21 protein-coding genes are annotated in these 24,918 nt (G+C 64.4%); 17 read left to right on the forward strand and 4 right to left on the reverse strand.

The window, feature by feature from the left end; genetic code table 11:
* Window positions 1–243: 243 nt before the first annotated feature.
* Window positions 244–1,020: an NRDE family protein gene (locus tag ACVOLS_RS02725; protein WP_481544375.1), complete on the reverse strand. Its 777-nt coding sequence runs from the start codon at window positions 1,018–1,020 to the stop codon at window positions 244–246.
* 328 nt (window positions 1,021–1,348) lie between these two features.
* On the opposite strand from ACVOLS_RS02725, the gene mraZ reads away from it, so the two are divergent.
* The 14 genes from mraZ to lpxC all read left to right on the forward strand — a co-directional run bounded on the left by mraZ (window position 1,349) and on the right by lpxC (window position 17,423).
* Window positions 1,349–1,795, forward strand: a complete 447-nt coding sequence (mraZ, locus tag ACVOLS_RS02730; RefSeq protein WP_057627453.1) for a division/cell wall cluster transcriptional repressor MraZ — start codon at window positions 1,349–1,351, stop codon at window positions 1,793–1,795.
* A gap of 14 nt (window positions 1,796–1,809) precedes the next feature.
* Entirely contained in the window at window positions 1,810–2,778 is a 969-nt protein-coding gene (gene rsmH, locus ACVOLS_RS02735) for a 16S rRNA (cytosine(1402)-N(4))-methyltransferase RsmH (RefSeq protein WP_481544421.1), read from the forward strand.
* Entirely contained in the window at window positions 2,775–3,038 is a 264-nt protein-coding gene (ftsL, locus tag ACVOLS_RS02740; RefSeq protein ID WP_282266357.1) for a cell division protein FtsL, read from the forward strand. The genes rsmH and ftsL overlap by 4 nt, the downstream gene beginning before the upstream one ends.
* The gene (locus ACVOLS_RS02745) at window positions 3,035–4,897 is read left to right on the forward strand and encodes a peptidoglycan D,D-transpeptidase FtsI family protein (RefSeq protein ID WP_481544376.1); all 1,863 of its coding nucleotides are present in this window, start codon (window positions 3,035–3,037) and stop codon (window positions 4,895–4,897) included. The genes ftsL and ACVOLS_RS02745 overlap by 4 nt, the downstream gene beginning before the upstream one ends.
* 8 nt (window positions 4,898–4,905) lie before the next feature.
* Entirely contained in the window at window positions 4,906–6,381 is a 1,476-nt protein-coding gene (locus tag ACVOLS_RS02750) for a UDP-N-acetylmuramoyl-L-alanyl-D-glutamate--2,6-diaminopimelate ligase (protein ID WP_481544377.1), read from the forward strand.
* The gene (locus tag ACVOLS_RS02755) at window positions 6,378–7,760 is read left to right on the forward strand and encodes a UDP-N-acetylmuramoyl-tripeptide--D-alanyl-D-alanine ligase (protein WP_481544378.1); all 1,383 of its coding nucleotides are present in this window, start codon (window positions 6,378–6,380) and stop codon (window positions 7,758–7,760) included. The genes ACVOLS_RS02750 and ACVOLS_RS02755 overlap by 4 nt, the downstream gene beginning before the upstream one ends.
* A complete protein-coding gene (gene mraY, locus ACVOLS_RS02760) occupies window positions 7,750–8,835 on the forward strand; it encodes a phospho-N-acetylmuramoyl-pentapeptide-transferase (RefSeq protein ID WP_057627465.1) in 1,086 nt (361 codons plus the stop codon). The genes ACVOLS_RS02755 and mraY overlap by 11 nt, the downstream gene beginning before the upstream one ends.
* Window positions 8,835–10,154 carry a putative lipid II flippase FtsW gene (gene ftsW / locus ACVOLS_RS02765; protein WP_481544379.1) on the forward strand — a complete coding sequence of 440 codons (1,320 nt, stop codon included), beginning with the start codon at window positions 8,835–8,837 and terminating at the stop codon, window positions 10,152–10,154. Before mraY ends, ftsW begins: the two co-directional genes overlap by 1 nt.
* Window positions 10,154–11,251 carry an undecaprenyldiphospho-muramoylpentapeptide beta-N-acetylglucosaminyltransferase gene (murG, locus tag ACVOLS_RS02770; protein WP_481544380.1) on the forward strand — a complete coding sequence of 366 codons (1,098 nt, stop codon included), beginning with the start codon at window positions 10,154–10,156 and terminating at the stop codon, window positions 11,249–11,251. Before ftsW ends, murG begins: the two co-directional genes overlap by 1 nt.
* A gap of 43 nt (window positions 11,252–11,294) precedes the next feature.
* The gene (gene murC / locus ACVOLS_RS02775; RefSeq protein ID WP_481544381.1) at window positions 11,295–12,731 is read left to right on the forward strand and encodes a UDP-N-acetylmuramate--L-alanine ligase; all 1,437 of its coding nucleotides are present in this window, start codon (window positions 11,295–11,297) and stop codon (window positions 12,729–12,731) included.
* Between the two features lie 91 nt (window positions 12,732–12,822).
* On the forward strand, window positions 12,823–13,551 hold the full coding sequence (locus ACVOLS_RS02780; RefSeq protein ID WP_481544382.1) for a cell division protein FtsQ/DivIB: 729 nt from the start codon (window positions 12,823–12,825) through the stop codon (window positions 13,549–13,551).
* The gene (gene ftsA, locus ACVOLS_RS02785) at window positions 13,548–14,783 is read left to right on the forward strand and encodes a cell division protein FtsA (protein ID WP_057627474.1); all 1,236 of its coding nucleotides are present in this window, start codon (window positions 13,548–13,550) and stop codon (window positions 14,781–14,783) included. The genes ACVOLS_RS02780 and ftsA overlap by 4 nt, the downstream gene beginning before the upstream one ends.
* A gap of 217 nt (window positions 14,784–15,000) precedes the next feature.
* Complete coding sequence (gene ftsZ / locus ACVOLS_RS02790; RefSeq protein WP_282266376.1) at window positions 15,001–16,227, forward strand: cell division protein FtsZ; 1,227 nt, start codon at window positions 15,001–15,003, stop codon at window positions 16,225–16,227.
* A 284-nt stretch (window positions 16,228–16,511) separates the two neighbouring features.
* Complete coding sequence (gene lpxC / locus ACVOLS_RS02795) at window positions 16,512–17,423, forward strand: UDP-3-O-acyl-N-acetylglucosamine deacetylase (RefSeq protein WP_481544383.1); 912 nt, start codon at window positions 16,512–16,514, stop codon at window positions 17,421–17,423.
* A 226-nt stretch (window positions 17,424–17,649) separates the two neighbouring features.
* Here lpxC and ACVOLS_RS02800 read toward each other — a convergent pair whose 3' ends face one another.
* The gene (locus tag ACVOLS_RS02800; RefSeq protein WP_062169276.1) at window positions 17,650–18,084 is read right to left on the reverse strand and encodes a DciA family protein; all 435 of its coding nucleotides are present in this window, start codon (window positions 18,082–18,084) and stop codon (window positions 17,650–17,652) included.
* Between the two features lie 12 nt (window positions 18,085–18,096).
* Between ACVOLS_RS02800 and ACVOLS_RS02805 the strand changes: the two genes are divergently transcribed.
* The 3 genes from ACVOLS_RS02805 to ACVOLS_RS02815 all read left to right on the forward strand — a co-directional run bounded on the left by ACVOLS_RS02805 (window position 18,097) and on the right by ACVOLS_RS02815 (window position 23,145).
* Window positions 18,097–19,047 (forward strand): M23 family metallopeptidase, encoded by a 951-nt coding sequence (locus ACVOLS_RS02805; RefSeq protein ID WP_282266381.1) that lies wholly within the window; start codon window positions 18,097–18,099, stop codon window positions 19,045–19,047.
* Window positions 19,048–19,224: 177 nt separating this feature from the next.
* Window positions 19,225–21,936 carry a preprotein translocase subunit SecA gene (secA, locus tag ACVOLS_RS02810; RefSeq protein ID WP_481544384.1) on the forward strand — a complete coding sequence of 904 codons (2,712 nt, stop codon included), beginning with the start codon at window positions 19,225–19,227 and terminating at the stop codon, window positions 21,934–21,936.
* A 264-nt stretch (window positions 21,937–22,200) separates the two neighbouring features.
* Window positions 22,201–23,145 carry a Nudix family hydrolase gene (locus ACVOLS_RS02815; RefSeq protein WP_481544385.1) on the forward strand — a complete coding sequence of 315 codons (945 nt, stop codon included), beginning with the start codon at window positions 22,201–22,203 and terminating at the stop codon, window positions 23,143–23,145.
* A gap of 24 nt (window positions 23,146–23,169) precedes the next feature.
* Here ACVOLS_RS02815 and ACVOLS_RS02820 read toward each other — a convergent pair whose 3' ends face one another.
* Both ACVOLS_RS02820 and metF read right to left on the reverse strand, forming a co-directional pair.
* A complete protein-coding gene (locus ACVOLS_RS02820; RefSeq protein WP_481544386.1) occupies window positions 23,170–23,796 on the reverse strand; it encodes a DUF4124 domain-containing protein in 627 nt (208 codons plus the stop codon).
* 46 nt (window positions 23,797–23,842) lie between these two features.
* Entirely contained in the window at window positions 23,843–24,673 is an 831-nt protein-coding gene (metF, locus tag ACVOLS_RS02825; RefSeq protein ID WP_481544387.1) for a methylenetetrahydrofolate reductase [NAD(P)H], read from the reverse strand.
* Window positions 24,674–24,918: the final 245 nt, after the last annotated feature.

Raw genomic sequence — 24,918 nt, forward strand, 5'->3', positions numbered from 1 at the left:
GCTTTGGCTCTGGCTGTTGCTGTTGCTGTTGCCGTGGCTTTGGCCTTGGCTGTTGCTCCTGCCTTGCTGTGTTCTTTCCCTTCTCCCGCCTGCGGGGGAAGGTGCCCGAAGGGCGGATGGGGGGCTTTTGATCTTGCTTTGGCTGTGGGCCAAAGCCAAAGCCAAAGCCAAAGCCAAAGCCAAAGCCAAAGCCAAAGCACCCCTCCCTAACCCTCTCCTTCGCCTGCGGCGAATGGGAGGGAACTAGGAGCCAAAGCCTTCTTTCCCAATCTCCATGCGCACCTCCCCCAGATACACGCCATCTGGGCCGAAGCGGCGTTCGTGGATGAATCCTCCTCCATCCTGGTCGATCGCCACGATGGTGCTGGCGCGGGTGCCGTAGTCGGTCCCGCGTATGAACGCGCTCGACAACCGCCGTTCCAACTCCAGCGGAACACCGGTAGCTGGAAGCTGTGCGTCTGGTGCCTGCTGCTCATCAGCCAGTGCCGCCCAAAGCGGCTCCAGACCGCGGTCACCGGCGGCCAGCCAGGCCTCAAGTACGCACATCAAACGACGAGTCTTGGGCCAGGGCGCATCCAGTGCGCCGTTGGACATGCCGTGCACGCCTGGCGCCAGATCCTGCCGGGCCTGCGGATGGTTGCCCAGATAGCTGCAGCTTTCAGCGTCGGCGACCAATAGATTGAAGGGTGCGAACTCCGGCGCCCGGCTGGCCAGGGTGTCGGCATAGTCCGTGGCCGGCTGTCCGCCAGCCAGGTAGCTGGCGATCAGCTCGCCACGCGAAGGTCCACCAGTGGCTGCGCTCGGGTCGCGCACATTGGTGACCACGGCTGCCTGCCCGCGCAGATTCACGCCCATCCAGCTGCCGCCGGAGCGCAGGTCGCGGCCGGCGATCACGTTGTCGTAGGGCGATGGCCAACGCTGCAACGGCGCGGTGGGGCGGGCGTGGAACTCGTCACGGTTGCCGGCCATGAGCAGGCGCCAATGCGGGTGGGTTTTCCAGGCGAGGGCGACAAGGCACATGCACGGAGTGTGCCGTTTTGCGCGGGTGCCAGCCAAGTGGGGCTGAATGGCGGCTGGGCTCAGGCTCCATTTTCACGCCACCTCTACGCCACTGAATTTCATACAAATCTCAAAATTTGAAGTAAACCAGTAACTTGTGGATAAACCTTGAACAACTCTCTAAACATTGGTGCAAGCCATTGATGCGGCAGGTGATTTTGTGCGCGGAAAGTTGTTGACAACCCTATGGCCGCTGCTAAGGTGGGCATCAGAGGGGAAACCGGGTTTTTTGTGGTTTTTCGTGGTTCAATAACTTCCCAAGCAAAACCAACGAACGGGTGCCATAGGCGTGTTCCAGGGTGAGACTGCCATCACGGTTGACGACAAGGGACGCATGGCGGTGCCAACCGCTTATCGCGACCTGGTCGCGCGTGCCAGCGGTAATCGCCTTGTGCTGACCTACAACCCCTTCGAAGCCGGTTGCTTGTGGTTGTACTCAGAGCAGGAGTGGGAGCGGGTGCGGGACGACGTAATGGCAAAGCCCAATACCCAGCGCGTAGTGCGCACCCTGCAGCAGAAGCTTGTCGGCTCGGCCGCCCATCTGGAACTGGATGGCAATGGCCGTATCAGCCTGCCGTCCAGTCACCGCAGCGCGGTGGGCATCGAGAAGAAAGCAGTGTTGATGGGCATGGGTGAAAAGTTTGAATTGTGGAGCGAGCAAGCGCATCGCGCACTGATCCAGCAGACGTTGTCTGACGAGGATCTGGGCGATGGGCTTCTCGATCTGAAGTTGTGAGCCGGGGTGCCCGGGTGCGCGGAGGAGCGCAGGCCGGTCACCCAGCGGTGTCGCAGCCGCCGGCAGCTCACCTGCCGGTGCTGTACACCCAGGTCCTTGACGGCCTGAGGGTGATCGAAAACGGTATTTATCTGGATGGCACGTTCGGTCGTGGCGGTCACGCTGGCGGCGTGCTGCGCCAGCTCGGCGCGGATGGGCGCTTGCTGGTGATGGACAAGGACCCCGAGGCCATTGCCGTGGCCGAGCGCGATTTCGCGCCGGACGGCCGTGTCTCGATCTATCGCGGCAGCTTTGCCGACCTGCTGGACTGGAGCGAAACCGCTGCCGGTCTGGATGGCGTTCTGTTCGACCTGGGCGTGTCCTCGCCGCAGCTCGACGTGGCCGAGCGTGGTTTCAGCTTCGGCAAGGACGGCCCGCTGGACATGCGCATGGACCCGGACTCGGGTGAAAGCGCTGCGGATTGGTTGAACCGCGCCGAAGATCGCGAAATCGCCGACGTGCTTTTCACCTATGGCGATGAGCGCCAGAGCCGTCGCATCGCCCGCGCCATCGTTGCCCGTCGCGAGAAGCAGCCGTTCACGCGTACCGCTGAACTGGCCGAGCTGATCGCCTCGGTGATGCCGCGCGGCAAGGACAAGATCCATCCGGCGACGCGCAGCTTCCAGGCCATCCGCATCCACATCAACCGCGAGCTGGCCGATCTTGAAGCCGGTCTCGACGCGGCGATGGCTCGACTCAAGCCCGGTGGCCGTCTGGCGGTGATCAGCTTCCACTCGCTGGAAGACCGCATCGTCAAGCAGTTCATGAACCGCCATGCCAAGGCGCCGCCGACCAATCGTCGGCTGCCGGAGCTGCAGGCCTTCGTGCCGACGCTGGAACTGATCGGCGGTGCCATCAAGGCCGATGACGACGAGCTGGCGATGAACCCGCGCTCGCGCAGCGCGGTGCTGCGTGTGGCCCAGAAGTGCGAGGTGGCCGGATGAGCCGCCTGCTGTTGATCGTCCTGCTGGCATGCACGATTGCCTCGGCAATCGGCGTGGTGTTCATGCGCCATCGCCACCGTCAGCTGTTCGTCGAGCTGTCCAAGCTGGAGCATGCCCGCGACGAGATCAACATCGAGTTCGGCCGTCTGCAGCTGGAACAGGCGACTCTGGCCCAGGCCACGCGTGTGGACCAGGAGGCCCGTGGCCGCTTGGGCATGAAGTTCCCCGAGGCCGCTGACATCGTGGTGATCCGGCCATGAACAAGCCCAGCCGCAACCGTACCCGCACGCAGTTCAACCTGCGCACCCGCATGCTGATGGTCGGCGTGGGGCTGGGTCTGTGTGCGGTGACGCTGGTTGGTCGTGCCGCGTATGTGCAGCTGATCAACAACGATTTCTACCAGCGCGAAGGCGAAGCCCGCTTCCTGCGCGATGTACCGATCCCGACCTCGCGCGGCATGATCACCGACCGCAACGGCGAGCCGGTGGCAGTGTCGACGCCGGTGGCTTCGATCTGGGTCAACCCGCAGGAACTGCTGCGCGCCCCGGAGCGTATTCCCGAGTTGGCACGCGCGCTGTCGCTGCCGGTGGACGAACTGACCACCAAGCTGACCCAGAAGGCCGACAAGGAATTCATGTACCTGCGCCGCCGGATCAATCCGGACGTGGCCGAGCAGGTGGTCGCGCTGAAGATTCCGGGCGTGTTCTCGCAGCGCGAGTTCCGTCGCTATTACCCGCAGGGTGAGGCGATGGCGCACGTGCTGGGCTTCACCAACATCGACGATCTCGGCCAGGAAGGGCTGGAACTGGCCTTCGACGAATGGCTGCGCGGCAAGCCCGGCGCCAAGCGCGTCATCCGCGACCGCAAGGGCGCGATCGTCGAGAGTATCGATCTGGTGCGTCCTGCCGAGCCGGGCAAGGACCTGACCCTGAGCATCGATCGCCGCATCCAGTTCCTGGCGATGCGCGAGCTGCGCAACGCGGTCACCACCAACAAGGCGGCTGGCGGTTCCATCGTGATCATGGATGTGGCCACCGGCGAAGTGATGGCCATGGCCAACCTGCCGACCTACAACCCGAATTCGGTCAGTGGTGCGACCCCGGACACGCGCCGCAACCGCGCCGTCACCGATCTGGTCGAGCCCGGTTCGACGATGAAGCCGCTGACCATTGCCACTGCGCTGCAGAACCACGTGGTGACGCCGGACACGATCATCGACACCAATCCGGGTTACATGTCGCTGGGCCGTTACACCATCCGCGACGTGCCGCGTAACAACGGTGTGCTGAATGTAACCGGCGTGATCACCCGCAGCTCGAACATCGGTGCGGCCAAGATCGTGGCGCGCATTCCGGACCAGACCTTCTACGACTCGGTGCGTGGCTTCGGCTACGGCGTGGCCCCGAACAGCGGCTTCCCCGGTGAATCGTCGGGTGTGGTCGCGCGCCCGGGCAGCCCGAGCTGGTATGGCACCACCAAGACCACCATGTCCTACGGCTACGGCCTGTCGGTGACGCCGTTGCAGATCGCGCAGGCGTACTCGGCACTGGCCAATGGTGGGCAGGTGATCCAGCCGACCTTCATCAAGGGCCAGCGTAACGAGGCACGCCAGGTCATCGACCCGGAAGTCGCGCGCGAAGTCGTGCGGATGATGGAAACCGTGGTCACCAACGGCGGTGCCAAGCAGGCGGCCATCCTTGGTTACCACGTGGCCGGCAAGACCGGCACCGCGCGCAAGAACGGCCCGAACGGCTATGAGCGCGGCCACTACAATCTGTTGTTCGCCGGTGTCGTACCGGCTACCGCGCCGCGCTATGCGGCGGTGATCGTGGTCAACGACCCGCAGGGCTCGCTGCAGTACGGCGGCCTGGTCTCCGCACCGGTGTTCCATCACGTGATGGAAGGCACGCTGCGCTTGATGGACGTGCCGCCGGACGACATCCAGTCGTGGCTGGCCGCGCAGGCCGCGGGCAAGGTGGGTGGCAAGCCGGGCAGCAGCGCTGCGCCGCTGCCGATTCCGCAGGACCCGGACGAGGCACCCAATGCCACGGCCGAATTTGATGCCGCACTGCCGACGGCCGTCGCTCCGACGCCTGCCGCCACGGAGGTGCGCCAGTGAGCCACACAATGAAGTTGTCACAGCTGCTGCCGGATCTGGTCCTGTCACAGGACCCGCAGATCGGCGGCCTGGTTCTGGATTCACGGCATGTGCGCGCCGGTGATGCGTTCGTCGCCATCGCCGGCTTTGGCGCGCATGGCTTGGGCTTTGTCGAGCAGGCCAAGGCCGCCGGCGCGGCCGCGATCCTGTTTGACCCGCCGGCACCGGCCGAACTGCCGGCACCGGCCGATGCCATCGCCGTGCCCGGCCTGCGTACGCGCATGGGCGCGATGGCAGACCAGTTCCACGGCCAGCCCTCACGGGCGATGACCATGGTCGGCGTCACCGGCACCAACGGCAAAACCTCGACCGTGCAGCTGCTTGGCCAGGCCTGGCATCTGCTGGGCACGCCCAGTGGCTCGATCGGCACCTTGGGTGTTGGCCTGTACGGCGATGTGGTGCCGATCGGTTTCACCACGCCGCTGGTGCTGCAGATGCATGAAGTGCTGGCCCAGCTGCGCGATGGCGGTGCCAAGGCGGTGGCGATGGAAGTCAGCTCGCATGCCCTGGACCAGGGCCGCGTCGATGCCGTGCATTACGACGTGGCGGTGTTCACCAATCTCACGCGTGATCACCTCGATTACCACGGCGATATGGAAGCGTACGGCGCGGCCAAGGCCAAGCTGTTCCATCGTCCGGGCCTGAAGGCTGCGGCGATCAATCTGGACGACGCCTTCGGCCGTGAACTGATCACCACGCTGGCAGCCGATGTGCAGGCCATCGGCCTGAGCTCGACCGGTCAGGCTGGCGCCACCATCCGCGCCGAGAAGCTGGTGCTGGACGGGCAGGGCCTGGGCTTCGATCTGGTCATCGGCGACGAGCGCCATGCGCTGCGCTCGCCGCTGCTGGGCCGCTTCAACATCGACAACCTGCTGGCTGTGGCCGGCGCGCTGCATGGTCTGGGCCAGTCAGCTGCAAGCATCGCCAAGGTGCTGGGCCAGCTGCAGCCGATTCGCGGCCGCATGAACCGCCTCGGCGGTCAGGGCGAGCCGACCGTGGTCATCGATTACGCGCACACCCCTGACGCGCTGGAACAGGCGCTGCGCAGCCTGCACGGCCATCTTGATGGTCGTCTGCTGTGCGTATTCGGTTGCGGTGGCGAGCGTGACACTGGCAAGCGCCCGCAGATGGCGGCGATTGCCGAAGCATTGGCCGACGTGGTGTTCGTCACTGACGACAATCCGCGCGGCGAGAATGGTGACGTGATCGTCGCCGACATCATGGCTGGCTTTGTGACGCCTGCGCAGGTGACTGTGGTGCGCGATCGCGCCCGCGCCATCGACGCCGCGGTCGCACAGGCAGGGGCCGGCGACATCGTGTTGATCGCCGGCAAGGGCCATGAGCCCTACCAGGAGATTGCAGGTATCAAACATCCTTTCGATGACACCGACGTGGCATCGCGCGCATTGCAGGCGCGCAAGACCAGTGGCGAGGTGCACGCATGAAGCGCACGCCTCTGTCGCTGATCGCGCATTGGGCCGGTGGTGAGATCCACGGCGACGACGCCAGCATCGATGCGGTCAGCAACGACACGCGTACGCTGGCAGCGGGCAGCCTGTACGTCGCACTGCGCGGCGAGCGTTTCGACGGCCACGACTTTGCCGCCAAGGCGGTAGAGCAGGGTGCCAGCGCCTTGCTGGTGGAGCGCCTGTTGCCGCTGGAAGTGCCGCAGATCGTGGTCGCCAACACCGAGCTGGCGCTGGCGAAGATTGCCGCAGCGATGCAGCAGCAGCGCGCTACCCGCGTGTTCGCCATCACCGGCAGCAACGGCAAGACCAGCGTGAAGAACCTGCTGCTGGCCGTCATGCAGCACGCCGCTGCAGTGCTGGGCCAGCATGTGTATGCCACGCCGGGCAACCGCAACAACGAGATCGGCCTGCCGCTGGCGGTGATCGATGCGCCGGAAGATGCCGACTTCGCCATCTACGAGATGGGTACCGGCAAGCCGGGCGATATCGCCTACCTGACCGCCATCGCCGCGCCGGACGTGTCCATCGTCAACAATGTCGCCCCGGCACACCTGGAGCGCATGGGCAGCCTGCTGGAGATCGCCAACACCAAGGCAGCCGTCTACGACGACCTGCGCGATGGCGGTGTTGCGGTGGTCAATGCCGACGATGCGTTCTCACCGTATTTCGCCTCGCGTGCTGGTGACCATCAGGTGATCCGCTTCGGCCTGGAAGTCAGCGCCGATGTCACTGCCACCAACATCGTGCTCGACGAGGCTGGTTCGCGCTTCCAGCTGCGCACGCCGCAAGGTGATGCCGAGGTCGCGCTGCAGTTGCCGGGTCGCCATAACGTGCTGAACGCATTGGCTGCCGCCTCGATGGCACTGGCCGCCGGTATTGCGTTGCCGCTGGTTGTCGAAGGTCTGGCGCAGGCGCGCCCGGTTGCTGGCCGTCAAGTGGCGCATGTGCTGGACAACGGCGCGGTGCTGATCGACGACAGTTACAACGCCAACCCGGGTTCACTGGCAGCGGCGATCACCGCGCTGGCGGCTGGCAAGGGTGAAGGCTGGCTGGTGCTGGGTGATATGCGTGAGCTTGGCCCGGACGCGCAGGCATTGCATGCGCAGGCCGGCCAGCGCGCCCGCGAAGCCGGTCTCAAGCGTCTGTACACGTTGGGCCCGCTGAGCGCAGCGGCATCGGTGGCATTCGGCGAAGGCGGGCGTCATTTCGACTCCCACGCCGCGCTGGCCGCCGCGCTGGAAACCGAACTTCATGCTGGTGTGCGTTGCCTGGTCAAGGGCTCGCGCGGCAGCGCCATGGACAAGATCGTGACTGCGCTGTTGAAGCGCGGCGAGGACACTACACATGTTGCTTGAATTGGCCCGTTGGCTACAGCAGTTGGACGGCCTGTTCCGGTTGTTCAACTACATCACCTTCCGCGGCATCCTCGCCGCGCTGACCGCCTTGTCGCTGTCGTTGTGGTTGGGCCCGATGGCGATCCGTCGCCTGGCCCAGCTCAAGGGCGGTCAGCCGATCCGCAAGGACGGCCCGCAGTCGCACTTCTCCAAGGCCGGCACGCCGACCATGGGCGGCGGCTTGATCCTGACCACGGTGCTGGTCTCGGTGCTGCTGTGGGGCGACCTGCGCAACCGTTATGTGTGGCTGGTGCTGGTGGTGATGCTGTGCTTCGGCGCGATCGGCTGGTACGACGACTGGTTGAAGATCGCCAAGCGCGATCCGAACGGCCTGAAGTCGCGTTGGAAGTACGCGCTGCAGTCGATCTTCGGTCTGGCCGCCGGCATCTTCCTGTACAAGACCGCGGTGGTGCCGGCTGAGCTCACCTTCTACATCCCGATGTTCAAGTCGATTGCGCTGCCGCTGGCAGGCATCAGCTTCGTCGCGATTGCCTACTTCTGGATCGTCGGCTTCTCCAACGCGGTCAATCTGACCGATGGTCTGGATGGTCTGGCGATCATGCCGACGGTGCTGGTGGCCTGTGCGCTGGGCGTGTTCGCCTATGCCTCGGGCAACGCGGTGTTCTCCAGCTACCTGCAGATCCCGCAGATTCCCGGTGCCGGTGAACTGGTCATCATCTGCGCGGCGATTGCCGGCGCGGGGCTGGGCTTCCTCTGGTTCAACACCTATCCGGCGATGGTGTTCATGGGCGACGTCGGCGCGCTGGCGCTGGGCGCGGTGCTTGGCACCATCGCGGTGATCGTACGCCAGGAGCTGGTGCTGGTGATCATGGGCGGCGTGTTCGTGATCGAAACCCTGTCGGTGATGATCCAGGTGGCTTCGTTCAAGCTCACCGGCAAGCGCGTGTTCCGCATGGCGCCGATCCATCACCACTTCGAGCTGAAGGGCTGGCCGGAGCCGCGCGTGATCGTGCGCTTCTGGATCATCTCGGTGGTGCTGGTATTGATCGGCCTGGCAACGCTAAAGGTGCGCTGATGGACGACTACTCGCGTCAGGCAACCCGACTTGAAGCCATTGGTGGCAGCTACGACAAGTGGCTGCTCGGCGCCGCCGTGGCGCTGGCTTCGCTCGGGATCGTGATGGTGGCTTCCAGCTCCATCGCGCTGACGCAGAGTCCGTTCTATTACCTCACCCGCCACCTGATCTTCATCGCCATTGGTGTGGTCCTGGCCGCGGTGACGATGCGGGTGGAGTTGAAGGAAATCGAAAAGTACAACCAGCTGCTGTTGCTGGGCTGCTTCGCGCTGCTGGTGGTGGTGTTCATCCCCGGCCTTGGCAGCAGCGTCAACGGTGCGCAGCGCTGGATCAACCTGGGCTTCTCCAAGTTCCAGACCGTGGAAGCGGTCAAGGTGCTGTACATCGTCTGGCTGTCCAGCTACTTGGTGCGCTTCCGCGATGAGGTCAATGCCACCTGGCAGGCCATGCTCAAGCCGGTCGGTGTGGTCGGCGTGCTGGTGGTGCTGCTCCTGATGCAGCCCGACTTTGGTTCGTCGATGCTGTTGTTGGGCATCACCACCTGCATGCTGGTGCTGGGCGGCGCGCAGATCAAGCGCATCATCCTGCCGGTGCTGCTGCTGTTGCCGGGCCTGATCGCGCTGGTGATCTTCGAACCCTACCGCATGCGCCGCGTTACCTCGTTCATGGATCCGTGGCAGGACCAGCTGGGTTCGGGTTACCAGCTGTCCAATGCGCTGATGGCGATCGGCCGTGGCGAGTGGACCGGCGTGGGCCTGGGTGCATCGATCCAGAAGCTCAACTATCTGCCCGAGTCACATACCGACTTCATTTTCTCGGTGATCGCCGAGGAGCTGGGCTTCATTGGCGTGTGCGGCATCATCAGCCTGTACGTGCTGCTGGTTGGCCGTGCCTTCTGGCTGGGCCTGCGCTGCATCGAAATGCGTCGCCACTTCGCCGGATACATCGCCTTCGGTATCGCCTTGTGGATCAGCCTGCAGACCTTCGTCTCGATTGGCGTGAACCTGGGCATGCTGCCGACCAAGGGCCTGACCCTGCCGCTGATTTCTTCCGGCGGTTCCAGCGTGATGATGACCTGCGTGGCGATGGGCCTGCTGCTGCGCGTGTCCTACGAATACAACCGTGCAGTGCGTCGCCAGGAAGTCCGCGAGGATCTCGAAGGTGCCGAGCCGGATGTTGCCGAGGCGCACGACGGCGCACCGGCTGAGCCGCGTACGGAAGCTGCCAGTGCGGTTGCTGCGGCAATGCAGAGCAGTGCTGCACGCGGCACCAGTCGCATGCAGCAGCGCGTCGAGCCTACCTTCGGGAGGATCGCGTAATGGCAGCAGCGAACAAGAATCTGGACCAGCGCCCGGTAATGATCATGGCCGGCGGTACCGGTGGTCATATCTTCCCGGGTCTTGCCGTGGCCAAGGTGCTGCGCGAGCGCGGCATTCCGGTCACCTGGCTGGGTGCCGACGGTGCGATGGAAACCCGCCTGGTACCGCAGCACGACATCCATGTCGACACGCTGGCCATCTCCGGCCTGCGCGGCAAGGGCAAGCTGGCCTTGCTGGGTGCACCGATCCGGGTAATGCGCGCGATTCGTGGTGCAGGTTATGTGCTGCGTGATCGCAAGCCGCGTGCGGTGGTGGCGTTTGGTGGCTTTGCGTCCGGCCCGGGCGGCATTGCCGCTCGCCTGCATGGCCTGCCGCTGCTGGTACACGAACAGAACCGTGCGCCGGGCATGACCAACCGCATCCTGTCGCGTTTTGCGCGCCGCGTGCTGTCCGGTTTCCCGGGCAGCTTTGCTGATGGTAAGGAAGAGGTGGTTGGCAATCCGGTGCGTGCCGAGATCGCTGCATTGCCTGCGCCGGAGCAGCGTTTGGCCGACCGCAGTGGCCCGATGCGGGTGCTGGTGCTGGGCGGTAGCCAGGGCGCTCGCGCGTTGAACAACGCCATGCCCAAGGCCTTGGCTGCGCTGGCTGACAGCGTCGCCATCGAAGTCTGGCACCAGTGCGGCGAGAAACTGCACGAAGAGGCGCTGCAGGCGTATCGCGCCGCCGGCGTGGAAGGCCGCGTCGACATGTTCATCAAGGACATGGCGGCCGCCTACAGCTGGGCCGATCTGGTGGTGTGCCGTTCCGGTGCATCGACCCTTGCCGAGTTGTGCGCTGTCGGTATCGGCAGCGTGCTGGTGCCGTTCGCCGCCGCGGTCGACGACCACCAGACCCGCAATGCCGAATATCTGGTCGAACGCGGCGCCGCCGAACTGCTGAAGCAGGACGACGCGCTGGCGACCAACCTGGAAGGCGTGCTGCGCACGCTGGCAAACACCCCCGGCCACCGCATGCAGATGGCGCAAGCCGCGCGTGGGTTGGCCAAGGTCGATGCGGCCGAACGCATCGCAGACATCATTCTTGAGGAAGCAGCATGAACACGGCATCGCGCACCCGCGCCAGCCACACCGGAGGCCAGGCATGATCCGCCGCCTCAACGACACCTCCGACCTGGTCCGCGCCTTCCCGCGCGTGCATTTCGTCGGCATCGGCGGCACCGGCATGAGCGGCATCGCCGAAGTGATGCTGACCCTGGGCTATGAAGTCTCCGGTTCCGACAACGCCGACAACGCAGCCACCCGCCGTCTGGCGCGTCTGGGCGCGCGCGTGATGCGCGGTCACTCCGCCGCCAATGTGCTGGGCACCGATTGCATCGTGGTTTCCAGCGCCATCCGCGAGGACAACCCCGAGCTGATGGAAGCGCGCAGCCAGCGCATTCCGATCATGCCGCGCGCGGCGATGCTGGCCGAGCTGATGCGTTTCCGTCGCGGCATCGCCGTCGCCGGTACCCATGGCAAGACCACCACCACCTCGCTGACCGCCGCGATCCTGAGCGAAGGCAAGCTGGACCCGACCTTCGTGATCGGTGGCCAGTTGCTGGCCGCCGGTGCCAACGCCAAGCTTGGCGGTGGCGAGTGGCTGGTTGCCGAGGCCGATGAAAGCGATGGCAGCTTCCTGCGCTTGAATCCGCTGGTGGCGGTGATCACCAATATCGACGCCGACCATCTTGAAAACTACGGCAACGACTTCGCCCGCGTGCAGGCAGCGTTCGCCGAGTTCCTGCAGCGCCTGCCGTTCTACGGTCTGGCGGTGCTGTGCATCGATGACCCGGAAGTGGCCGCGCTGGCTGCCAAGACGCCGCGCCACGTGATGAGCTACGGCCTGAGCAGCAATGCCGACGTGCGCGCCGAGGACGTGGTGCAGGACGGCCCGCGCATGCGCTTCACCCTGCGCCTGCCGGAAGGCACCAGCGTGCCGGTGGTGCTGGCACTGCCGGGCAAGCACAACGTGCTCAATGCACTGGCCGCCGCTGCGGTGGCTTGGCAGTTGGGCGTGGCACCGGAAGACATCGCCGCTGCGCTGCAAAAATTCGAAGGCGTTGGCCGTCGCTTCAACGACCTTGGCGAAGTCACCACCCACAAGGGTTCCAAGGTGCGCGTGATCGACGATTACGGTCATCATCCGCGCGAACTGGAAGCGGTGTTTGCCGCTGCCCGTGGTGGCTGGCCGGACAAGCGTCTGGTAGTGGCTTTCCAGCCGCACCGTTACAGCCGTACCCGTGATCAGTTCGATGCCTTCGCAGCGGTGCTGTCGGAAGTGGACGCACTGGTGCTGAGCGAGGTCTACCCGGCCGGCGAAGCGCCGATTCCCGGTGCCGATTCCAAGTCGCTGGCACGCGCAATCCGCGCGCGCGGCCGCAGCGAGCCGGTGGTGGTGAGTCACTCCGCCGACCTGGCTTCCGTGCTGCCGGATGTACTGCAGGACGGCGATCTGCTGTTGATGATGGGGGCCGGCGACATCGGTGCCGTTGTCCAGCAGGTGGTCACCGACGGCTTCAAGGAGGCCAAGGGCGAATGATGCCTATCGCGCTGCCGCTGCGCCGTACCCACGCAACCGCACTGCGGGCTGCGGTGGTGGCCTGCGGCCGCGCTGCAGGGGAGGGCGCACGATGAATGCCATCCTGCGCATGCTCGCCTGGTTGCTGGCCATCGCCCTGGTGGTGCTGCCGGTGGTGGCGGTGGTCAACGGCTGGGTGGGTGCCGAGCGCTGGCCACTGGCCAAGCTGCGCGTGCACGGCGAGTTCAAGCGCGTGCCGGCCGAAGAACTGCAGAAGACCTTGCTGCCATATGCACGCTCGGGCTTCTTCGCGGTGAAGTTGCAGGACGCACAGGCGGCTGTGGAAAAGCTGCCGTGGGTGGAAAGCGCGCAGGTCCGCAAGCAGTGGCCGGATTTGCTGGAAGTGAGCATCGTCGAGCACCGCCCATTTGCACGTTGGGGCAAGGATCGCCTGCTGTCCGAGCAGGGCCGCTTGTTTGCGGTGCCGCACGGTCTGGAGAACGCGCCGCTGCCCGAACTCGATGGCCCCGATGGCATGACCACCGAAGTTGTCGAGCTGTACAACGATTCACGCGCACTGTTTGCACCGGCCGGTGTGGACGTACGCAAAGTCGCGATGGACGCGCGCGGCAGCTGGTCGCTGGCGCTGGATAACGGCACCGAAGTGGTTGTTGGGCGCAACGATGCACGCTCACGCCTGAGCCGCTTCGTGCGCGTGCTGCCGCAGCTGACCCGCACCCAGGTGCCGATCGTGCGCGCCGACCTTCGCTATACCAATGGATTCACGCTGAGCTGGGGAACCCCGCCGCCGGCAACAAAGCAGACGCAGGACAGGACATGAACCGCAAGGGTGACAAATCACTGATCGTTGGCCTGGATATCGGCACCTCCAAGGTGGTGGCGTTGGTCGGCGAGTACTCGCCGGGCAGCCCGATCGAGGTCATCGGCATCGGCTCGCACGAGTCGCGCGGTCTCAAGCGCGGCGTGGTGGTGGATATCGAATCCACCGTGCAGTCGATCCAGCGCGCCATCGAAGAAGCCGAGCTGATGGCCGGCTGCGAGATCCGTTCGGTGTATGCCTCGATCTCCGGCAACCACGTGCAATGCCGCAACTCGCAGGGCATCACCCCGATCCGCGAAGGCGAAGTGAGTTGGGGCGATCTGGATCGCGTGCTGGAAGCGGCCAAGGCCGTGGCCATCCCTGCCGACCAGAAGATCCTGCATGCGATCCCGCGCGAGTACGTGCTCGACGATTCGCAGGAAGGCATCCGCAATCCGGTCGGCATGACCGGCGTGCGTCTGGAAGTGCACGCCCACCTGGTGGTGTGCGCACAGTCTGCCGCCGCCAACGTCAGCAAGTGCGTGCAGCGCTGCGGCCTGCAGGTGGACGACCTGGTGCTGTCCTCGCTGGCCTCCAGCGTTGCGGTGCTGACCGCCGACGAGCGCGAGCTCGGCGTGGTGATGGTCGACATCGGCGCAGGCACCACCGATATTGCGGTGTTCATCCAGGGCGCGATCTGCCACACCGCATCGCTGCCGATTGCCGGTGACCACGTCACCAACGACATCGCCCACATGCTGCGCACGCCAACCCCGGAAGCGGAGCAGATCAAGGTGCGCTACGCCTGTGCGCTGGCGCAGCTGGCAACGGCCGAAGAAAGCATCCAGGTGCCTTCGGTCGGCGATCGCCCGCCGCGTCGCATGCCGCGTCATTCGCTGGCGCAGGCAGTGCAGGGCCGTTACGAGGAGATCTTCGAGATGGTGCAGGCCGAACTGCGCCGCTCGGGCTTCGAGGAAATGGTGCGCGCGGGCCTGGTGCTCAGCGGCGGCGCTTCGAAGATGGAAGGTGTGGTCGAACTGGCCGAGGAAATGCTGCAGATGCCGGTACGCGTTGGCATTCCGCAGCACGTCACCGGGCTGGGCGAAGTGGTTGGCAACCCGGTGCATGCCACCGGCGTGGGCCTGCTGCTGATGGGCAGCCAGATCGAACACCCGCGTCGCCCGTCGCTGCCCACCGGGCGCGCCGGCAGCATGTTCAACAAATTGAAGAATTGGTTCCGCGGCGAGTTCTGAGCGCGGGACCGGTGGTAGAGCAGTGAGGCAGTCAGAAGGGCAAGCAGTAAGGCAAGACGAAGTGCTGTAACGCAGTCATTGAAGCAAGCAACAACCACCGTGCAGGGGCAACCCGATGCGGTACACCTAAAACAACTCGCCGGTGCGGGCGGGCGCAGAAGGAGAAGGATTCTTCCCGGATGCCCGAACCAATCACGGCAATAGAGAGGACATGGACATGGCGCATTTCGAACTGATTGAAAAGATGGCACCGAACGCGGTGATCAAGGTCGTTGGCGTGGGCGGCGGCGGCGGTAATGCCGTGGCGCACATGGTCAACAGCAGCGTGGATGGCGTGGAATTCATCACCGCCAACACCGACTCGCAGGCCATCAAGAATTGTGGTGCCAAGCTGCAGCTGCAGCTTGGCACCAACGTAACCAAGGGTCTGGGCGCAGGCGCAAACCCGGAAGTCGGCCGCCAGGCCGCACTGGAAGACCGTGAGCGCATCATGGACGCCCTGCAGGGTGCGGACATGGTGTTCATCACCGCCGGCATGGGCGGCGGCACCGGCACCGGTGCTGCACCGGTGGTGGCACAGCTGGCCAAGGAAATGGGCATCCTGACCGTGGCCGTGGTCACCAAGCCGTTCCCGTTCGAAGGCCGTCGCCGCATGCAGGTGGCGCTGAAGGGTATCGAGGAGTTGAGCCAGCACGTCGATTCGCTGATCACGATCCCGAACGAAAAGCTGATCACCGTGCTTGGCCGCAACGCCACCATGGTGCAGGCCTTCCGCGCTGCCAATGACGTCCTGCAGGGCGCGGTGCAGGGCATCGCCGATCTGATCGTGCGTCCGGGCCTGATCAACGTCGACTTCGCCGACGTGCGCACTGTGATGTCGGAAATGGGTCTGGCGATGATGGGCACTGGCACCGCACGTGGTGATGACCGCGCCCAGGCTGCTGCCGAAGCCGCGATCCAGAACCCGTTGCTGGACGACGTGAACCTGGCCGGCGCCAACGGCGTGCTGGTCAACATCAGCGCCGGCACCGACATCACCATGAGCGAGTTCGACGAAATCGGTCGCACCGTGCATGCCTTCGCTTCGGAAGACGCCACCGTGGTGATCGGCACCGTGATCGATCCGGATCTGGGTGACGAGATCAAGGTGACCGTGGTTGCCACCGGCCTGAACCGTGCCGTTGCCAAAAACGCCCAGCGTCCGGGCGAGCGCGGCCCGATCAAGCTGGTGCGTAACGCCACCACCGGCCAGGCCGAGTTCGACGAGTACGAAAGCCCGGCCGACGCCGTGGCCAAGGCCGTGGGTCACACCATGGGCATGGGCCTGCGTCGTCCGAGTTCGGACACCGTGTCTGCTTCCACCTCGTCGGCGTCGCCGGCTGCTGCAGAGCTGCCGAACGACTACCTGGACATCCCGGCGTTCCTGCGCCGCCAGGCTGACTGATGCGGTAGCGGGGGCCATCCAGGTCTGATCATCGCGTGCGCCGGCAACGGCGCCGTGGGTCGGACTGGCGGGTTGCTGGATGCAGAGCTGATACGTCGGGGCTGTCCACCCCGGCGGGAATACCATGTCCTTTATCGTCGGGCCAAGGCCGGCCCGGCGATATTTTCGGTACTGGACGGTAGCTGACGGCCGGATTTGGCGCTGCGAAAGGCGCGTGTTAACGCGTGTTATTCTTGTTTGTCCCCCTGGCTGCGCGTGCGCGGCCCCTCCGGCCTTACATACACATGATCCAGCAACGCACTCTCAAGAATACGATCCGCGCCACCGGCGTCGGCCTGCACAGCGGTGACAAGGTCTATATGACCCTGCGCCCGGCACCGGTTGACCATGGCATCGTGTTTCGTCGAGTGGACCTGGAGCCTGTAGTGGAGGTCCCGGCGCGTGCCGATCTGGTCACCGAGGTCACCCTGTGCACCGGTTTGACCTATGAAAGCGCAAAGATCCAGACCGTTGAACACCTGATGTCGGCCCTGGCCGGCCTCGGTGTGGACAACGCCATCGTCGAGCTGTCCTCGGCCGAGCTGCCGATCATGGACGGTTCCTCGGGTCCGTTCGTGTTCCTGCTGCAGTCGGCGGGCATCATCGAGCAGGGCGCGGCCAAGCGTTTCCTGCGCATCCTCAAGACGGTGGAAGTGCGCGACGGCGACAAAATCGCCAGCTTTTCACCGTATGAAGGCTACAAACTGGGCTTCACCATCCAGTTCGATCACCCGATGATCCCGGCCAAGCAGTCGCGGGTAGAGATCGAGTTCTCCACGGCCGCCTACATCAAGGAAATCTCGCGCGCCCGTACCTTCGGCTTCATGCGTGACCTCGAGTACATGCGTGAGCGCAACCTGGGCCTGGGCGGCTCGATGGACAATGCCATCGTGCTCGACGAGTTCCGCGTGTTGAACGACGACGGCCTGCGTTATACCGACGAATTCGTCCGCCACAAGATCCTGGACGCCATCGGCGACCTGTATTTGGCCGGTGGGCAGGTGCTGGGTGCCTACGAGGGCTTCAAGTCCGGCCATGCGCTCAACAACAAGCTGGTGCGCGCCCTTCTGGCCGACCAGAGCGCCTGGGAATGGGTCAGCTACGACTCGCCGGTGGCTCCCGAGCCGGTGCAGTACGGCATCCCGGCCTACGCCTGAGTTAAATAGCGGTGAGGCCGTAGGAGACGCGGCCTTCACGGACTACGACTAGTCCTATTTGTCGTCGTTGTGTGAACCCGATCCGGGTTTCAGTCTGAATTTAACCATTAATTAACAAAAGACTAACTCCTTCGCTGCATTCCGCGGCTAGGATTCCTGCTGGCTCCAATCCGGTCCTTTGAACGGCCGAGTGGAGGCCGGGGCCGATCAGGCACCCGGTGGCCCTTCAGGACTTTGTTGATTTCACATCCTGCAGGGCAGCCAATGCGTCACGCAGTCCTTTATGTGTGGCTTCGCTTACTGCTGTGCTGCGTTGATCGTTACGCACTGGGGAGTGCGCGGACGCGGTCGCAGTCTTGACGGTCACCCGGGTGGCCTTCAGCCCGATGGATCGGGCCGCGTCGAGCAGCTGGTCTTCGGCAAGCCTTACTTTGGCGTGCCACACCGGCGATTCGACGAGAAAAACGAGGTGTTCGCCGTCCACATTGGCCAACCGGCAACGGTTAGCCAGCGCCGGCGGCAAATGGGGGCGCAATTGCCGGTCCATCGCATCAAGCCACAGGGCTCGGCGCAGCGGATTACCTGCTTTGTCCGCCATCGCCGCTTCCAGCGCCTGTTTGGGCGCGGAACGGGAACGAACACTGGATTTCGGCTCTGACATAAGAATTTTTCAATGACATTTAAAAAGATCGTAATCAAAACGCGTGAACAAAAGGCCAAGACGCCGTTTTCACGTGTTCAGATGTTCTTTGAGGATCGTCCTCAAGCCCTGTTGGGTAGCGTACTTGGCCTTGGTTGCCTGATGGGCGTGGCCCTGAGCTTCGCCATTGGCATGGCCGGCGATGCGGCGCTGCAGTCCAAGGTTGACCATCAGCAGCAGGAACTGGCCAAGGTCCGCGCCGATGCGCAGACCCAGGTCAACGCGCTGGCCGCCCGCCTCGGCGAGCTGCAGGCGCAGGCCACCCGGCTCAACGCCCTGGGTGAGCGCCTGACCCAGATGGGCAAGCTGGAAGACGGCGAGTTCGACTTCCAGGAAACCCCCGGTATGGGTGAAGGCGAGCCCGGCCCGACCCAGGACATCCCGGTCAGCGCGGTAAACACCGACTTACAGGTGCTGGAGCAGCGCTTCGCTGCTTCAGGCAAACAGTTATCGGTGATGGAATCGCTGCTGTTCGACCACCAGCTCGAACAGAACGCCGTGCCTTCGCGCATGCCGATCCGCAACACCTACGTCACTTCCAGCTTCGGTGGCCGCGCCGACCCGTTCGGCCGCGGTGTTGGCAACCACAAGGGCATGGACTTCCACGCCCGCGTTGGCGACCCGGTGCTGGCCGTGGCCGACGGTGTGGTCAGCTTCTCCGGCGTGAAGGGAGGCTACGGCAACGTGGTCGAGATCGACCACGGCAATGGCTACAAGACCCTGTATGCGCACAATTCGCGCCTGACCGTGCGTGAAGGCGGTTTGGTGCGGGCCGGTCAGGAAGTGGCCAAGGCCGGCTCCACCGGCCGTTCGACCGGCGCTCACGTGCATTTCGAGGTCTGGCAGAACGGCGTGGTAATGAACCCGCGCAAATTCCTCGGCGAGGGTGGCAACACGCCGGTCGGCCGGCTCAGCCGTGGCTGATGGGTGGCAAGTCAGCTCCGGCTGACTTGTTTTGGGGTGCTTGAAACCCAAGCGTTCGCCCCAAGCTACAATAGGCGTTGCCATCGACAGGGCGCATTGCGCCCTGTTTCGTTTGTGACCGGTCAACCCAGGGGGTGAGCCAGGTCGCACGGCATTTCATTCAAACCGGTTCCTTCAATGATCAACAGCCTGCTTACCCGCGTTTTTGGCAGCCGTAACGAGCGCCAGCTTCGCCAGCTCAACCGTATCGTCGCCAAGATCAATGCCTTGGAACCGGAGATCCAGAAGCTCTCCGATGACCAGCTGAAGGCCAAGACCCCCGAGTTCCGTGAGCGCATCGCCGCTGGCGAAGCCCTGGACAAGGTGCTGCCGGAAGCCTTTGCGGTCTGCCGCGAAGCCTCCAAGCGCGTGCTTGGCATGCGCCATTACGACGTCCAGCTGATCGGCGGCATGGTCCTGCACCTGGGCAAGATCGCGGAAATGCGTACCGGTGAAGGCAAGACCCTGGTGGCAACGCTGCCGGTCTACCTCAACGCGCTGGAAGGCAAGGGCGTGCACGTGGTCACGGTCAATGACTACCTGGCCCGCCGCGACTCGGCGCAGATGGGCAAGCTGTACAACTGGCTGGGCTTGAGTGTCGGCGTGGTCTATCCGGGCATGCCGCATGGTGACAAGCGTGCTGCCTATGACGCCGACATCACCTACGGCACCAACAACGAATTCGGCTTCGACTACCTGCGCGACAACATGGCGCTGACCCGCGCCGATCGTTTCCAGCGCGGCCTGCACTACGCCATCGTCGACGAAGTCGACTCCATCCTGATCGATGAGGCGCGTACCCCGCTGATCATCTCCGGTCCGGCCGACGATTCACCCGAGCTGTACATCCGCGTCAACCGCGTGGTGCCGGGCCTGATCAAGCAGGAAACCGAGGAAGGCGAGGGCGACTTCTGGGTCGACGAGAAGGGCAAGCAGGTCTTCCTGTCCGAAGCCGGCATGGAACACGCCGAAGAGCTGCTGCGCGAAGCCGGCATCATCGGTGCGGACAACGACAACGGCCTGTACGCCGCGCAGAACCTGACCGTGGTCCACCACCTCAACGCCGCCCTGCGCGCGCACGCCATCTACCAGCGTGACGTGGACTACATCGTGCGTGATGGCGAAGTCGTCATCGTCGACGAATTCACCGGCCGTACCCTGGCCGGTCGTCGCTGGTCCGATGGCTTGCATCAGGCGGTGGAAGCGAAGGAAGGCGTGCCGGTCCAGCGTGAAAACCAGACGCTGGCCAGCATCACCTTCCAGAACCTGTTCCGCATGTACAAGAAGCTGTCCGGCATGACCGGTACGGCAGATACCGAAGCGTTCGAATTCCAGAGCATCTACGGCCTGGAAGTGCTGGTCATCCCGACCAACAAGCCGACCGTGCGCAAGGACTACCCGGACCAGGTGTTCCTCAACCGCAAGGGCAAGTTCAACGCGGTGCTGGCCGACATTGAAGAATGCGCCAAGCGCGGCCAGCCGGTGCTGGTGGGTACCACCTCGATCGAAACCTCGGAAATGCTGTCCGAGCACCTGCGCAAGGCCGGCGTGAAGCACGAAGTGCTCAACGCCAAGCAGCATGACCGCGAAGCGACCATCGTTGCCAACGCGGGTCGTCCGGGCTCGGTCACCATCGCCACCAACATGGCCGGCCGTGGTACCGACATCGTGCTCGGCGGCTCGCTGGAAACCGAACTGCACGAGCTGGGTGAAGACATCAGCGACGAGCAGAAGGCCGCAGTGAAGGCGGCGTGGCAGGAACGTCACGAAGCGGTCAAGGCGGCTGGCGGCCTGCACATCGTCGGCACCGAGCGCCACGAATCGCGTCGTATCGACAACCAGCTGCGCGGCCGTTCGGGTCGCCAGGGCGACCCGGGTTCGTCCCGTTTCTACCTGTCGCTGGAAGACAACCTGATGCGCATCTTCGCCTCCGATTGGGTGCAGAAGGCGATGCGCATGATGGGCATGAAGGAAGACGACGTCATCGAAGACCGCATGGTCAGCCGTCAGATCGAGAAGGCACAGCGCAAGGTTGAAGCGCACAACTTCGACATCCGCAAGAACCTGCTCGACTTCGACGACGTCAACAACGATCAGCGCAAGGTGATCTACGGCCAGCGCGATGAGCTGCTGGATGCCGAGTCGGTCAAGGAAAACATCGACGGCATCCGCGGCGACGTGATCTATGACCTGGTCTCCCGCTTCGTGCCGCCGAACTCGGTGGACGAGCAGTGGGACCTGCAGGGCCTGCAGGCCACGCTGGAAGGCGAGTTCGGCGTGGAGATGGACGTGGTTGGCCTGGTCAAGGCACACGAAGAACTGGACGCCGAAGCGATCGTGCAGAAGGTCATCGACCGTATGGACGAGCACTTCGCGCAGAAGGAAGCGGCGGTTGGTGCGGAGACCATGCGCGCACTGGAAAAGCACGTGATGCTGACCGTGCTCGACCAGAGCTGGAAGGAGCATCTGGCTCGCATGGATTACCTGCGCCAGGGCATCTACCTGCGCGGTTATGCGCAGAAGCAGCCCAAGCAGGAGTACAAGAAGGAGGCCTTCGAGCTGTTCTCGGAAATGCTGGAGAACGTCAAGCGCGAAGTGATCACCATGCTGTCGCGCGTACGCGTGCGCAGCGAGGAAGAAGTGGCGGCGATGGAGCAGCTGGAGCGCCAGCAGGCCGAAGCGCGTCTGCAGATGTCGCAGTTCCAGCACCAGGACAACGGCGGCTACAGTGCCGACGAGGAAGCGGCGGACGTGCTCGACGAAGCCAATGCCCCCAAGGTCGGCCGCAACGATCCGTGTCCGTGCGGAAGTGGCAAGAAGTACAAGCACTGCCACGGCCAACTGAACTAAGAAGAAGCCCCGCCATTGCGGGGCTTTTTTTGAGCGCAGCCTTGTAGTGCCGAGCCATGCTCGGCAAGGGCATTCCCGGTGAAGCCCCTGCCGAGCATGGCTCGGCACTACAGTCAGCCTGGCTTTTGTGGGAAGCGGCGTCAGCCGCGAAGCCGACGACCTGTCCGATGCATCGCCGGTAAGGCCCCTGCCGAGCATGGCTCGGCACTACAGGGGCTCAGCGAACGATTGCACCAACAGCCCTGTTTTCGGCATGCTCAGGGCATGACATCCCCTTCACGCTCGATCCACGTCGTGGCCGCCGTCATCACCGACGCGCGTGGCCGCATCCTGCTCAATCGGCGCACCGGCGACAGCGACATGGCCGGTCTCTGGGAATTCCCCGGTGGCAAGCGCGAGCCTGGCGAGACATCGGAGCAGGCGCTGGCACGTGAACTGCGCGAGGAACTCGGCATCGAGGCTGAGATCGGTGAGTGGGTGATGGACGTGCCGCAGATCTACCCGGACAAGCGCCTGCGCCTGGAAGTGCGTCGTGTGCACAACTGGAAGGGCACGGCACGCGGCCGCGAGGGTCAGGCCATCACCTGGGTTACCCCGGACAAGCTGTCGCGCTATTCGATGCCGCCGGCCGATCTACCGGTGGTGGCGGCGCTGCGCCAGCCCTGCCACTACCTGGTCACGCCGGAGCCGACTGATGGCGTGGACCCATGGTTGGCGTCGATCGAGGCCGCCATCGCCGGCGGCATCCGCCGCATCCAGCTGCGCACCCCGATGGCAGCGCAGCGCGAAGCCTTGGCCAGAACCGTGGTCGAGCGCTTCGGCAAGCAGGTTGAAGTGCTGGTCAATCGCGATATCGCCTTGGCCAGTGCGCTGGGTGTCGGCGTGCACCTTGGTAGCGAGCAGCTATTGCAGCTACAGGCGCGGCCTCTGCCCGAATCAATGCTGGTGGCCGCGTCCTGCCACGATCTTGTGCAGTTGCAGGCGGCACAGCAGCTGGGCTGCGACTTCGCGGTGCTGGGGCCGGTGCAAGCCACCGCCAGCCATCCGGAGGCGGCCAGTTTGGGTTGGGATGCCTTTGTTGAACTGCGTGAGCGGGTCTCGCTGCCGATCTATGCGATTGGTGGCATGGATGCTGGCGATGTCGAAACCGCGCGTCGCCATGGTGCCTTGGGTGTTGCCGCGATTCGCGCATTGTGGCCGCAGGCCTGAGCCGCTGGCGGCGTCGCGTAGCGCTTACAAGGTGATCCAGAAGCAGTTGTATTGGCGGCGCAGATGCAGGATGGTCCGCGTCGGCGTGGCGCTGCGCGGCAGGGTCTGCTCCAGGCGCAACGCTATTGGACGACGTGGGCCGCTGCCGGCATTGCTGATCGCCTGCACTTCCGGATAGCCACTGGTGCCGGCCGCCTGCGCGGGATTGACCGGGGTGCCATCGGTATAGGTGAATGGCTCGGGCGGCGCGGGAACATAAGCCGGTTCTTCTGGAAACACCGGTGCGATGTCGATCAACGGCCGTTGCACGATCTCGTCCAGCCTATCCATCACCCGGGTCGCGGCAGCGCTGGAAAGCCCATTCCAGAGATAGATGCCTGACAGGCGATTGGGATCGCGCGCATCGGCAGCCGATTGGATCTGCGCGACCAGTTCGCTGAGCCGCCGTGCGCAGCTGTCGCGGTACAAGCCACTGCCGCCGACTGCACGCGGATTTGGCAGCAGCCGCGCGCGGGCGCCCATCACCTCGCAGGGCTTGTCGCCATAGACGGTTTGTCCCTGCGCATTGGTGCAGCGGTTGATCTGCTGCGCGCGTGCATTGAATGCCGGCAGGGCGGAGCAGGTGAGCAGCAGGAGCAACAACAGGCGCATCGGCCAAGGGTAGCCGGTGGCTGTGCACGCAGGAAGTGATGGCGGTTCAGTTGTGGCCGATGCGTTCCAGCACGGCATTGGTCGGCTTGGCCAGATTGAGTGTGTAGAAATGCAGTGACGGTGCGCCGCCGGCGATCAGGCGTTCGCACAGCCCGGCAACCACGTCGGCGCCGAAGCTGCGTACCGATTCGGCATCGTCGCCATAGGCCTGCATGCGCTTGCTGATCCAGCGCGGGATCTCCGCGCCGCATTGTTCGGAGAAACGACGCAGCTGGCTGAAGTTGGAGATCGGCATGACGCCGGGAATGATCGGTACCTCAACGCCCAGCTTGCGTGCGGCATCGACGAAGTGGAAATAGGCGTCGGGGTTGTAGAAATACTGGGTGATGGCGGCATCGGCACCTGCGTCGATCTTGGTCTTGAAATGGCGCAGGTCGGTCAGTGCATCGCTGGCTTGCGGGTGGGTTTCCGGATAGGCGCCGACTTCGATACGAAAGGCATCGCCGTGCTCGGCACGGATGAAGGCGATCAGCTCGGAGGCGTAACGCAGGTCACCGGGGAAGCCCATGCCCGAGGGCAGGTCGCCGCGCAGGGCGACGATGCGTTTCACCCCGATGGCGCGGTAGAGCTTGAGCAGCTCGCGGATCTCCTCGCGGGTGCCGCCGACGCAGGACAGGTGCGGTGCCGCCTGCAGGCCGTGATGCTGGTTGAGGTGGCGCACGGTCTCGGAGGTATAGCTCAGGGTCGAGCCACCGGCACCGAAGGTACACGACACGTATTCCGGCGCGTGGGCCTTGAGCTTGGCGGCGGTACGGTCCAGCTGGGCGCGCTGGTCATCGGTCTTGGGCGGGTAGAACTCAAAGCTAAGCGCGGTCATCGGAAACGGCCGGGGCTGACGGGATGTTGGCGATTATATCTCTCCATCAAGATGGATATGCAATTGTTTCAGCCGAGACTAGGGAAAGCAGTCTGCTTGCGCCCCCTCCCTGCGCCTTCGGCGCAAGGGAGGGGGTAGATAGCGGCAGCGGGCTTTGCCGCTTTGGGCATGTCATCGAACGACAGCAATCCGTTGGCTGTGCAAGTTCTGGCGGCAACACCTCGCCACCGCAAACGACGCTCGGC

It is taken from the genome of Stenotrophomonas sp. STEN038, from assembly GCF_056759895.1.